The organism is Streptomyces caniscabiei (genome assembly GCF_014930365.1).
GTDB lineage: Bacteria > Actinomycetota > Actinomycetes > Streptomycetales > Streptomycetaceae > Streptomyces > Streptomyces caniscabiei.
The window spans coordinates 266,132-278,910 of the sequence record NZ_JABXWI010000015.1; the positions used below are offsets into that span (position 1 = coordinate 266,132).

Below are 12,779 nucleotides of genomic sequence, written 5' to 3' on the forward strand. Positions count from 1 at the left end.
CTCTCTCTGGCGAGAAGCCGTCGTCGTAACTCCGCTCCCGTCGTGGCTCTTTCCGCTCGCACCGTTCCCCGCGAGGGCGCACGCCTGTTGACGCCGCCTCGGTGCGGACGCGATCATTCCGGGTGCCCGTGCCGTGAGAAACCGCTTCCGCATCGCGGAATCCGGGGAGGCTCCGTGTACGTCCAGCAACTGGAACCCGTGGCCGGTTCGCTCGGCCTGTCCGCCCTCGTCGCGACCGTGCCTCTCGTCACCGTCCTGGTGCTGCTCGGCGTTGTACGGCTGAAAGCCCATCTGGCGGGCCTGATCGGCCTTCTGACGGCCGTTCTGGTCGCCTGGCTCGCCTTCCGCATGCCGCTCGGCCAGACGCTCTCCAGCGCCGCCCAGGGGGCCGCTTTCGGCCTCTTCCCGATCATGTGGATCGTCGTCAACGCCCTCTGGGTGTACCGGATGACGGTCCACACCCGGCACTTCGACATCCTGCGCCGCTCCTTCGGACGGCTCTCCGACGATCCGCGCATCCAGGCGCTCGTCGTCGCGTTCTGCTTCGGCGCGCTCCTGGAAGCTCTCGCCGGCTTCGGCGCGCCGGTCGCCATCTGCTCGGTCATGCTCGTCGCCCTCGGCTTCGAACCGGTGAAGGCCGCCGTGGTCGCCCTGGTCGCGAACACCGCGCCCGTCGCCTTCGGCGCCATGGGCACCCCGGTCGTCACCCTCGCCCAGGTCACCGAACTGCCCCTGGACGCCGTCGCGTCCGTGGTCGGCCGCCAGACACCGCTGCTCGCCCTCGTGGTGCCCCTGGTGCTGGTCTGGCTCGTCGACGGGCGGCGCGGGCTGCGCGAGACCTGGGTGCCCGCCCTCGTGTGCGGACTCGCCTTCGCGATCGGCCAGTTCATCGCCTCCAACTACGTCTCCGCACAACTCGCCGACATCGGCGCCGCCTTGCTGGGCGCGGGCGCCCTCGTCGCCGTACCGCACGCCCGCCGGCCCGCCGCCGAGCCCGTACGCGCCGCCGTCCTGACCGGCGTGCGCAGCGAGGACCTCGACGAGCGGGACCCGCCCCGCGAAGTCCTGCGCGCCTACGCCCCGTACGCGCTGATCGTCGTGATCTTCTCCGTCGCCCAGCTCCCCGCGGTGAAGGACTGGCTGGCGGGGGCGACCCGGACGTACGACTGGCCCTTCCTGAACGTCGCGGGCCCCGACGGCGATCCGGTGGGCGGCAACGTCTTCACTTGGCCGATCGTGTCCACCGGCGGCACGCTGGTGCTGCTGGCCGGCGTTCTCACGGCCGTGATCCTGGGGGTCCACGCGCGCGTGGCGGTCAGGGAGTGGGCGGCGACGGTCCACGAACTGCGGTTCGCCCTCCTCACCGTGACGTCGGTGCTCGCCCTCGCCTACGTCATGAACCTCTCCGGACAGGCCGCCGTCATCGGCCACTTCGTGGCGGCGGCCGGCGCGGGACTCGCCTTCCTGTCGCCGGTGCTCGGCTGGTTCGGCGTCGCGGTCTCCGGCTCGGACACCTCGGCCAACGCCCTCTTCGGCGCCCTCCAGGTGAACGCGGCCCGCGAGTCGGGCCTGTCGCCGGAACTGCTCGCCGCCGCCAACAGCTCCGGCGGCGTCCTCGGCAAGATGATCTCCCCGCAGAACCTGACCATCGCCTGCGCCGCCGTCGGCCTCGCCGGACGCGAGGGCGACCTGCTGCGCAAGGTGCTGCCGTGGAGCCTCGGACTGCTGCTGGTGATGTGCCTGATCGTGGTGGGACAGAGCACGCCCGTACTGGAATGGATGCTTCCCTGAAGCCCTTCCGCCGGACCCGAGCCGCCCTCGGCCGTCACCCGGAGGTCCCGCCCTCGGCTGTCGGCCCCTCCGGGTAGTTTGGGGTGATCCGGTGGGGACTTCAGGAGGGTGTGGCCGTGGCGGCTGATCTGTCGACGATCGTGAAGGCGTACGACGTACGCGGGGTGGTCCCGGACCAGTGGGACGAGCCCCTGGCCGAGCTCTTCGGGGCGGCCTTCGCCCAGGTGACCGGCGCCGACGCCCTCGTGACCGGCCACGACATGCGGCCCTCCTCGCCCGGCCTGTCCCGTGCCTTCGCGCGCGGGGCGGCGGCGCTCGGCGTGGACGTCACCGAGATCGGCCTCTGCTCCACGGACCAGCTGTACTACGCGTCGGGCGCGCTGAACCTGCCCGGCGCGATGTTCACCGCCTCCCACAACCCCGCCCAGTACAACGGCATCAAGATGTGCCGCGCCGGCGCCGCCCCCGTCGGCCAGGACACCGGCCTCGCCGAGATCCGCGAGCTGGTCGAACGCTGGAGCGAGACGGGTGCCCCGGAGCCGGCGGCGACCCAGGGAACGATCACTCGGCGCGACACGCTGGAGGACTACGCGGCCCACCTCCGCTCCCTCGTCGACCTGACCTCCGTCCGCCCCCTGAAGGTCGTCGTCGACGCGGGCAACGGCATGGGCGGCCACACCGTCCCCACGGTCTTCGCGGGCCTGCCGCTGGACCTGGTCCCGATGTACTTCGAGCTGGACGGCACCTTCCCGAACCACGAGGCCAACCCCCTCGACCCGGCGAACATCGTCGACCTCCAGAAGCGCGTCCGCGAGGAGGGCGCCGACCTCGGCATCGCCTTCGACGGCGACGCCGACCGCTGCTTCGTCGTCGACGAGCGCGGCGACGCCGTCTCACCCTCCGCGATCACCGCCCTGGTCGCCGCCCGCGAACTCGCCAGGAACGGCGGCAAGGGCACAGTCATCCACAACCTGATCACCTCCTGGTCCGTCCCGGAGGTGGTGCGCGAGAACGGCGGCACGCCGGTGCGCACCCGGGTCGGCCACTCCTTCATCAAGGCCGAGATGGCGAGATCCGGCGCCATCTTCGGCGGCGAGCACTCCGCCCACTACTACTTCGCGGACTTCTGGAACGCCGACACGGGCATGCTGGCCGCCCTCCACGTCCTTGCCGCGCTCGGCGGCCAGGACGGCCCCCTCTCCGGCCTCCTCGCCCAGTACGACCGCTACGCCGGCTCCGGCGAGATCAACTCCACGGTCGCCGACCAGCCGGGCCGCCTGGCCGCGATCCGCTCCGCCTACGAGGGCCGCGAGGGCATCACCCTCGACGACCTCGACGGCCTGACGGTCTCCGCCGCCGACTGGTGGTTCAACGTCCGCCCCTCCAACACGGAACCCCTGCTGAGACTGAACGCGGAGGCGAGGGACGAGACGACGATGACAAAGGTGAGGGACGAAGTCCTGGCGATCATCAGGGCCTGAGCCCCTGCTTTTAAGGGGCGCGGGGAACTGCGCGACCAGCCCCCACCGGACGGACGTGTGGGGGTCGAAGGGGCGCAGCCCCTTCGTGGGGGCACCTCCCGCTCGAGCGAAGCCGAGAGTGGGGGAGGGCCGGGTAGGGGCGGCGGGGGCGCGAACCACCCCGCCCCCAACCCCGGCGCCAACCTCCCCACGGCGGTACTCTGACCAGGCCGCACCGCACGACCCCGCCCCCGAAGGGACCGAGACATGCCGCTCGAAGCCGGCCTCCTGGAGATCCTCGCCTGCCCGGCGTGCCACGCCCCCCTCACCGAGGAGGACACCGAGCTGACCTGCACGAGTCAGGACTGCGGCCTCGCCTACCCGATCCGGGACGGCATCCCCGTACTCCTCGTCGACGAGGCCCGTCGCCCCTCGTGACCCACGCGATCACGCTCCCGCGCAAGGCGTAACCCCGCACGAGCCGGGAAACCCGGTGAAAAGGCGTATCAGGGCACCCGGCGATCGGAGGCTGCCGCCCATGCTCGACGAATCGCTGCTAGACACCCCCGACGCCTTGTCGGAGGCCGACCGCCGCGACCTGCTCCGCGGCGCCGCCGAGGCAGGCGCCCGGGTCCGCACGGCCATCCGCCTCGGCACCGAGGCGGGCATCGCGGACCTGAAACCGGACGGCCGCCCCCGCGCCCTCCTGATCGCGGGCCCCGGCATGGCCTCCGCGGGCGTCGCCGACCTGCTCGGCGCCCTCGCGGGAGCCGGCTGCCCCCTCACCCGCATCCACCCCACCGGCGTGGCCCCCGCGCCGGGCGCCCTCCGCTGGGACCTCCCGGGCTGGGCCGGCTCGGTGGACCTCCTCATGATCGCCACCGCCGACGGCACCGAACCCGGCCTGTCGCTCCTGGCCGAGCAGGCCTACCGGCGCGGCTGCACGGTCGTCGCCGTGGCCCCGCCCCGCACCCCGGTCGCCGAGGCCGTGGACGGCGCCCACGGGCTCTTCGTACCGATGGCGAGCGCCCCGTACGAGCAGGAGGTGCCCCTCGGCGCCGCCGCCCCCGGCGTGCTCTGGGCGCTGCTCACCCCGATGCTCGCGCTGCTGGACCGCACCGGCCTGGTCGCCGCCGCGCCGGACGCCCTGCAGAAGGTCGCCGACCGCCTCGACCACGTCGCCGAGCGGTGCGGCCCGGCCATCGCCACGTACAGCAATCCGGCCAAGACGCTCGCCGCCGAGCTGGCCGACTCCCTCCCGATGATCTGGACCGAGGGCCAGACCGCAGGACCCGTGGGCCGCCGTTTCGCCGCCGCGCTCGCCGAACTGGCCGGGCGCCCGGCCGTCGTCGCCCAGCTACCGGAGGCGCTCGCCTCGCACGCGGTGCTGCTGTCCGGTCCGCTCGCCGGGAACGCCGACCCGGACGACTTCTTCCGTGACCGCGTCGAGGACGCTCCCGTCATGCACGCGCGCGTGGTGCTCGTCCGCGACCGGCCCACCGGCGGCCTGAGCGCCGTCCCGGCCGCCCGCGAGCTGGCCCTCGGCCACGACACCGCGATCAGCGAGCTGGAGCCCGAGGAGGGCAGCGACCTGGAGACCCTCGCGGAGATGATCGCCATCACCGATTTCGCCGCCGTTTACCTGTCGCTCGCCTCCGGAGCCTGATCCTTACGGACGCTTCCGGAGCCAGAACCGGGACGGACGCTTCCGGAGCCCGACCCCGAACGGGCCCGACCTCGACCGGGGCCCGACCGGCTCCCCACGTACGGAGAAACACACGCCATGGACCGCCTCGACAACACCGTCCGCCCCTACGCCTGGGGCTCGACCACCGCCATCCCGCAGCTCCTCGGGGTGGCCCCCACCGGCGAGCCGCAGGCGGAGATGTGGATGGGAGCCCACCCCGGCGCCCCCTCGCGCACCGGGCGCGGCCCCCTCACCGAGGTGATCGACGAAGCACCCGAACGCGAGCTGGGAACCCGCACGGTCGAGAAGTTCGGCCCCCGCCTGCCCTTCCTCCTGAAGCTCCTCGCCGCCGGCGCCCCCCTCTCCCTCCAGGTCCACCCCGACCTCGAACAGGCCAGGGAGGGGTACGAGGACGAGGAGCGGCGCGGCATCCCCATCGACGCGGGCCACCGCAACTACAAGGACGCCAACCACAAGCCCGAACTGATCTGCGCCCTCACGGAGTTCGACGGCCTCTGCGGCTTCCGCGAACCGCTCCGGGCCGCCGAACTGCTGGCCGCCCTCGACGTCGACTCCCTCAAGCCGTACGTCGACCTCCTGCACGCCCACCCCGAAGAGGCCGCGCTGCGCGAGGTGTTGACCGCAGTCCTGGGCGCCGACCCCGAGGAGATGGCCCACACCGTCACCGAGGCCGCGGCCGCCTGCGCCCGCCTCGGCGGCGACCACGCCCCCTACGCCGACCTCGCCCACCACTACCCGGGCGACCCCGGCGTCATCGCCGCCATGCTCCTCAACCACGTACGCCTGCAGCCCGGCGAAGCCCTGTTCCTGGGCGCCGGCATCCCGCACGCGTATCTGAACGGCCTGGGCGTCGAGATCATGGCCAACTCCGACAACGTCCTGCGCTGCGGCCTCACCCCCAAGCACGTCGACGTCCCCGAACTCCTGCGCGTCGTCCGCTTCGAGGCGACCGACCCGGGCGTACTGCGCCCGGAGGCGTCCCCCGACGGCGAGGAGGTCTACGAGACGCCCATCGACGAGTTCCGCCTCTCCCGTTTCGTCCTCCCCGAGGCCGGCGCCCCGCACGACCTCACCCGCGCCACCCCGCAGATCCTTCTCTGCACGGCCGGTTCGGTCCGGGCCGGCGAACACACGCTCGCACCCGGCGAGTCCGTCTTCGTACCGGCGGACGAGAAGGCCGAGGTGTCCGGCCCGGGCACCCTGTTCCGCGCGACCGTGATCGCGTGACGGCCTGACCCCCTCCCGATCCACGCCCCCTCCCGACCCGGCGCACCGACACCCGGCCGGGCTGCAACAATGCCCCCTGCAAAAGGCGGGCAAAGCCCGGCCGGTGACGGACGGAAGCGTGGGTACCCATCCCCACGCACAGACATATGCGTAGGCGAAGGGACACCTCGGACACATGAGCGCGTCAGGCGGCACCAAGGCGATCGTGGCGGCACTCGCCGCCAACCTCGCGATCGCGGTAGCGAAGTTCGTGGCGTTCCTCTTCAGTAACTCGTCGTCGATGCTCGCCGAATCCGTGCACTCGCTCGCCGACTCGGGCAACCAGGCCCTGCTGCTCCTCGGCGGCAAGAAGGCCAAGCGCGAGGCAACCCCGGAACACCCGTTCGGCTATGGCCGCGAGCGCTACATCTACGCCTTCCTCGTCTCCATCGTCCTCTTCTCCGTCGGCGGCATGTTCGCCCTCTACGAGGGCTACGAGAAGATCAAGCACCCGCACGAGATCGAGGCCTGGTACTGGCCGGTCGGCGTCCTCGTCTTCGCGATCATCGCCGAGACCTTCTCCTTCCGGACCGCCATCAAGGAGTCCAACGTCCTGCGGGGCAACAAGTCCTGGACGGAGTTCGTCCGCCACGCCAAGGCCCCCGAGCTGCCCGTCGTCCTCCTGGAGGACCTCGGCGCCCTCGTCGGTCTGATCCTCGCCCTCGGCGGCGTCGGCCTCGCCCTGCTCACCGGCGACGGCGTCTGGGACGGCATCGGCACCCTCTGCATCGGCATCCTGCTCATCCTGATCGCGATCGTCCTCGCCGCCGAGACCAAGTCCCTCCTCCTCGGCGAGTCCGCCGGCACCGAGAACGTCGAGAAGATCGCGAACGCCGTCGTCGACGGCGACACCGTCACCCGCGTCATCCACATGCGCACCCTCCACCTCGGCCCCGAGGAACTCCTCGTCGCCGCCAAGATCGCCGTCCAGCACGACGACACGGCCACCGAGATCGCGAACGCCATCGACGCGGCCGAGGCCCGCATCCGCGAGGCCGTCCCGATCGCCCGCGTCATCTACCTCGAGCCCGACATCTACAGCGAGGCCGAAGCCGCCAAGGGCGCCGACCCCGAGGCCGCCCCCGGCGGCCCGACCGCGCCCGCCGAGCACTGACCCGACGGCCCCGCGGAGCACCGGACCACCGGTGCTTTCGGGCCACCCCACCAGGCACCGAGCACCGGGGCCCGTCGCGCGAACGGACGCGACGGGCCCCTGCTCGTCCCCAGGCCGCGTGGCCTCCGCCCCGCCCCGCCTCCGTTCCGCCGTCCGTCTCCGCACCGCCCGCGGCAGCGCTCCCTTCGGCTCGATCTGTACGCAGGCGGACTGGGGCAGACCGGGCCCACCGTGTAGCTTGGGACGGAGCCAGACGTCGCTGCTGATGGCGGTCGGGCGGTCCCACCGCGGACCGGCCGAGGGAGAGAGGGCCTCCGACGGACTGCGCTGCGCGCACGCGGGCATGCCTGTGTCCTCTTCGGGGCACCCCTGTGTCCGCCGCCGCGCAGACCAGCCCTACCCATCCCTCGACCCGACACCGAGGAGCAGTTCGCAATGACGACTGTCGAAAACCGACAGGACTTCAAGGTCGCCGACCTCTCGCTGGCCGTGTTCGGCCGCAAGGAGATCACCCTCGCCGAGCACGAGATGCCCGGCCTGATGGCGATCCGCAAGGAGTACGCCGAGGCCCAGCCCCTCGCCGGCGCCCGCGTCACCGGCTCCCTGCACATGACCGTGCAGACCGCCGTCCTCATCGAGACCCTGGTCGCCCTCGGCGCCCAGGTCCGCTGGGCCTCCTGCAACATCTTCTCCACCCAGGACCACGCCGCCGCCGCCATCGCGGTCGGCCCGAACGGCACGGTGGACAACCCGCAGGGCGTCCCGGTCTTCGCCTGGAAGGGCGAGACCCTGGAGGAGTACTGGTGGTGCACCGAGCAGGCGCTGACCTGGCCGGACAGCCCCACCGGCGGCCCCAACATGATCCTCGACGACGGCGGTGACGCCACCCTCCTCGTCCACAAGGGCGTCGAGTACGAGAAGGCCGGCGAGGTCCCCGCGGTCGACACCGCGGAGAACGAGGAGCACCGCGTCATCCTCGAACTCCTCAACCGCACCATCACCGACGGCTCCCAGAAGTGGACCCAGCTTGCCTCGGAGATCCGCGGTGTGACGGAGGAGACCACCACCGGTGTCCACCGCCTGTACGAGATGCAGCGCGACGGCCAGCTCCTCTTCCCGGCGATCAACGTGAACGACGCCGTGACGAAGTCGAAGTTCGACAACAAGTACGGCTGCCGCCACTCCCTGATCGACGGCATCAACCGCGCCACCGACGTCCTCATCGGCGGCAAGACGGCCGTCGTCTGCGGCTACGGCGACGTGGGCAAGGGCTGCGCGGAGTCCCTGCGTGGTCAGGGCGCCCGCGTCATCGTCACCGAGATCGACCCGATCTGCGCGCTCCAGGCCGCCATGGACGGCTACCAGGTCACGACCCTCGACGAGGTCGTCGACAAGGCCGACATCTTCATCACCACGACCGGCAACAAGGACATCATCATGGCCGCGGACATGGCCAAGATGAAGCACCAGGCCATCGTCGGCAACATCGGCCACTTCGACAACGAGATCGACATGGCCGGCCTCGCCAAGGTCCCCGGCATCGTCAAGGACGAGGTCAAGCCGCAGGTCCACACCTGGACCTTCCCCGACGGCAAGGTGCTCATCGTCCTGTCCGAGGGCCGCTTGCTGAACCTGGGCAACGCCACCGGTCACCCGTCGTTCGTGATGTCCAACTCGTTCGCGGACCAGACCCTGGCCCAGATCGAGCTGTTCACCAAGCAGTCCGAGTACCCGATCGGCGTGTACACGCTGCCCAAGCACCTCGACGAGAAGGTCGCCCGCCTCCACCTCGACTCGCTCGGCGTGAAGCTCACGACCCTGCGTCCGGAGCAGGCCTCGTACATCGGTGTCGAGGTCGAGGGCCCGTACAAGCCGGACCACTACCGCTACTGATCCACCCGGCGGCGGGTGCGTCGTACGTCGACCTTCGGCCGCCGACGCATCCGCCACGGCAGCACCCAGGCAGGCCCCCGCACCCCCGTGCCGGGGGCTTGCCCGTTCGGCTCCTCGTCACGCCCGCAGGCCGGACCAGCCCGTCAAGACCCAGGACCCCCATGCCCCGCGGCCGGTATTCGCTTCACGACACGCACGACCACACCCTCCTCGCCGAGGAACACTTCCACTGCGCGCCCGGCCCCTCCGGCTGGCGCTATGTCTCGCAACTGACCGCCCCTTCCGGCGACCACGCCGGCTCCGTCGACCTGGCCCTCGACGAACTCGGCCGCCCCATCCGCCTCGAACTCCACGCCGCGAGCTGGCAGGTCCGCGGCGCCGCCCTGGACGGCGTCACCTGGGTCCGCACCGACCCCACCGGCTCGGAAGCCACCGAAGGCAATGTCCGCGCCCACGCCTTCACCGGCGCCTCCCCGGCGTTCCTGATCGCCACCGCCCGCCTGCTGCGCCTCACCCCCTCCGCCCCGGCCACCCGCGTACGCCTCGTCGCCTTCACCGACCCGGTCCTGGCCCCGCGCACCCTCGACCAGTCCTGGGCCTTGATCGCAAGAGAAGCACACGCCACTGACAACGGCCCTCTGAGCGTGGACGAATACCAGGTCACAGCCCTGGACACGGGCGAGCGGCACACCGTTCACATCGCGGGCGACGTCGTCCTGGCGGCCCCCGGGATCGAGCTGGAGCACCTGGAGACCCCGCCGTCCACGTTCGACTGACGCGGCCTGGCCGGGTGATTCGCCTGAGCCGTGATCCGGTCGGCACCGGCAGGGAGGCTGAGCCCGTGCCCTCCGGCACCGCACGACAGGGACCCGCGATCAGGCGGGCGGGGCGAACCCGGTACTCGGCCGCTCGGGAGACGGCGCCTGCGGCGGCTCGGCGGCGACAGGCGGTGCCCCGGGGGCGGGAGCGGCACCCACGGCTCCAGCAGGCGGCGCGTATCCGGACCCGCCCGCAGCCGGGCCAGGGCTCACATACCCGCCGGGCTGCGCAGACGCAGGAGCGACGGGAGGCTGAGCGAAAGGAGGTTGTGCGGCGGGCGGTTGTACGCCGGGCAGCTGAGCGGGTGCCGCGCCACCCGCAGCCACGCCCGCCCCTGCCGCGCTCTGGAACGCCTGCCGCGCCTCCCGGGCCTGCCGCTCGTGCACCACGGCCGCCAGGTACGCGCCCGGCGGCACCCCGTAGGGCGCCGGCGTCCCGATACGCGCCGCGAGGTCCGAGGCGAGACGTTCCGCCATGGCCGCGCCGACGTGCGGGTCCAGCTGCCGCATCCGGGTCAGGTACTGGCGGATGGCCAGCCACAGCGCGTCCGGCACGGCGGAGAGGTCGAGCGCGGCGAACTGTCCCGCGAGCCACGGCGGAGGCGGAGGCACGAACGCCGCCCGCCCAGCAGGCACCCGCTCCCGCACGACCAGGGTCCCGGCGAACACGTCACCCAGCCGCCGCCCCCGAGCCGACACGAGTGAGGCGATGCACGCGACCACCCCGAACGTCATGAGGATCTCGACCACCCCGACCGCCCCGCGCACCAGCGCGTGCCGGAACCGGATCGGCCCCCCGTCGTCCCGCACCACCCGCAGTCCGCAGGCCAGCTTCCCCAGCGAACGCCCATGACTCAGCGTCTCCACCGCGATCGGCCCGCCCACCAGGACGAGCAGGAAGCTCGCGATGGATATCGCCGTCTGCGCGGCCTCGTCGAGGCCGGCCGTCGACAGCACCAGGACCAGAACCACCGCGAGGTAGACGACCATGGCCACGACCAGGTCGAGCAGCACGGCCAGCGCCCGGCTCGGCAGCTTCGCGGGACGCAGTTCCAGCGCCACCGCCTCGCCCGTCACTAGCTCACTCACACCCGTAGTCCCTTCCGGATTCATCCCCTGACCTGCCCCGAGAGTGGCCAGTCTGCCAAGCTGAGGTCATATCGCGCCGCAGTACGACCGGCGCGATCAGTACGACAAGCCGACACGCAGTGCGAGAGGGACGAGGAGCAGCACACCCGATGGACCTCGATGTCTTCGTGTCCGCCCATCGTGCCGAGTGGGACCGCCTCGACGCCCTGCTCCGCCGCCAGCGCCGCCTCGACGGAGCCGAGGTCGACGAACTCGTCACCCTCTACCAGCGCACCGCCACCCACCTCTCACTGATCCAGTCGAGCGCTCCGGACCCGCAGCTCACCGGACGGCTCAGCCAACTGGTGGCACGCGCGCGCAGCGCCGTCACGGGCAACCGACGAGCCTCCTGGCGCGACGTCACCCGCTTCCTGACCCACGGCTTCCCCGCCGCGGTCTACCGCTCCCGTCACTGGTGGGTCCCCACCGCGCTGCTCTCCACCCTCGTCGCCGTGCTCCTGGGATGGTGGATCGGCACCCACCCGGAGGTCCAGGCCAGCATCGCGGCCCCCGACGCGCTCCGCGAGATGACCCGCCCCGGCGGTCAGTACGAGACGTACTACTCCAGCCACCCCGCCGCGTCCTTCGCGGCCCAGGTATGGACGAACAACGCCCAGGCCGCCGCGATGTGCCTGGTTCTGGGGATCTTCCTAGGTCTGCCGGTGCTCTGGATCCTGCTCCTGAACATGCTCAACCTGGGCGTCGGCATCGGCCTGATGACCTCGGCCGGCCGCCTCGACGTCTTCCTCGGCCTGATCCTCCCGCACGGCCTGCTGGAACTGACCGCGGTGTTCGTGGCAGCCGGCACGGGGTTGCGACTGGGCTGGACCCTCATCGACCCAGGGCCCCGAACCCGCCGGTCGGCGCTGGCCGAGGAGGGGCGAGCCGCCCTCGGCATGGCGATAGGCCTGGCGCTGGTCCTCTTCGTGTCCGGCGCCATCGAAGGCTTCGTCACCCCGTCCGGCCTGCCCACCTGGGCCCGCATCAGCATCGGCATCCTCGCCGAACTCGCCTTCCTGGCGTACGTCTATGTCCTGGGCGGACGAGCTGTCCGGGCAGGCGACACGGGCGATGTCGAGGAGCACGAACGCAGCGCCGCGGTCCCGACGGCCGCCTGATGTGCGTCCACCCCCGTTGGGCTGTTAGTCTCCTCTTCGTTCCCGCAAGAGCCGTTGACACGGCCGCTGCGGGGAGGTAGATTTGAACAGTTGCCTAGAGGTGGTCATACCCCAGGGCGGCAGTGAAAATCTACTGACTCCTCGTGAATGCAATGTCCCGAGCGAGTCCACCCGATGAATCGGAACGAACGCCCGGTCAGCCCGGTCAAAAACTTCTGATAAAGTCGGACTCACCGAAAGAAAGCCCCAGGGTAATCGATTAGGTAAGGCCCTCCAACGGCCACCGGAAATGAATTCCGACCGGAAACGGAACGGAAAACGGATCTGGTAAGGTTGGAAACGCAAGACCGAAGGGAAACTGCCCGGAGGAAAGCCCGAGAGTAACTCGGGTGAGTACAAAGGAAGCGTCCGTTCCTTGAGAACTCAACAGCGTGCCAAAAATCAACGCCAGATATGTTGATACCCCGTTCCCGGCCGGTCATC

10 protein-coding genes are annotated in these 12,779 nt (G+C 71.3%); 9 read left to right on the plus strand and 1 reads right to left on the minus strand.

Features of this window, described 5'->3' with window-relative positions:
- The first annotated feature begins 174 nt into the window (after positions 1–174).
- From HW837_RS36085 to HW837_RS36120, 8 genes are all read left to right on the plus strand, one after another.
- Entirely contained in the window at positions 175–1,791 is a 1,617-nt protein-coding gene (locus tag HW837_RS36085; protein WP_193380293.1) for an L-lactate permease, read from the plus strand.
- Between the two features lie 116 nt (positions 1,792–1,907).
- Positions 1,908–3,272 (plus strand): phosphomannomutase/phosphoglucomutase, encoded by a 1,365-nt coding sequence (locus HW837_RS36090; protein ID WP_045556451.1) that lies wholly within the window; start codon positions 1,908–1,910, stop codon positions 3,270–3,272.
- Between the two features lie 246 nt (positions 3,273–3,518).
- Positions 3,519–3,689 carry a Trm112 family protein gene (locus tag HW837_RS36095; protein WP_193380292.1) on the plus strand — a complete coding sequence of 57 codons (171 nt, stop codon included), beginning with the start codon at positions 3,519–3,521 and terminating at the stop codon, positions 3,687–3,689.
- A gap of 100 nt (positions 3,690–3,789) precedes the next feature.
- A complete protein-coding gene (locus HW837_RS36100; protein WP_193380291.1) occupies positions 3,790–4,917 on the plus strand; it encodes an SIS domain-containing protein in 1,128 nt (375 codons plus the stop codon).
- A 117-nt stretch (positions 4,918–5,034) separates the two neighbouring features.
- Complete coding sequence (manA, locus tag HW837_RS36105) at positions 5,035–6,186, plus strand: mannose-6-phosphate isomerase, class I (RefSeq protein WP_093792984.1); 1,152 nt, start codon at positions 5,035–5,037, stop codon at positions 6,184–6,186.
- Between the two features lie 175 nt (positions 6,187–6,361).
- On the plus strand, positions 6,362–7,339 hold the full coding sequence (locus HW837_RS36110) for a cation diffusion facilitator family transporter (RefSeq protein WP_193380290.1): 978 nt from the start codon (positions 6,362–6,364) through the stop codon (positions 7,337–7,339).
- A gap of 435 nt (positions 7,340–7,774) precedes the next feature.
- Positions 7,775–9,232: an adenosylhomocysteinase gene (gene ahcY / locus HW837_RS36115; protein ID WP_045556357.1), complete on the plus strand. Its 1,458-nt coding sequence runs from the start codon at positions 7,775–7,777 to the stop codon at positions 9,230–9,232.
- Between the two features lie 161 nt (positions 9,233–9,393).
- Positions 9,394–10,008: a hypothetical protein gene (locus HW837_RS36120; RefSeq protein ID WP_045556358.1), complete on the plus strand. Its 615-nt coding sequence runs from the start codon at positions 9,394–9,396 to the stop codon at positions 10,006–10,008.
- A 99-nt stretch (positions 10,009–10,107) separates the two neighbouring features.
- Here the strand turns inward: HW837_RS36120 and HW837_RS36125 are convergent, their stop codons facing one another.
- A complete protein-coding gene (locus tag HW837_RS36125; protein WP_177262177.1) occupies positions 10,108–11,139 on the minus strand; it encodes an RDD family protein in 1,032 nt (343 codons plus the stop codon).
- Between the two features lie 149 nt (positions 11,140–11,288).
- Between HW837_RS36125 and HW837_RS36130 the strand changes: the two genes are divergently transcribed.
- On the plus strand, positions 11,289–12,296 hold the full coding sequence (locus tag HW837_RS36130) for a stage II sporulation protein M (protein WP_045556360.1): 1,008 nt from the start codon (positions 11,289–11,291) through the stop codon (positions 12,294–12,296).
- Positions 12,297–12,779: the final 483 nt, after the last annotated feature.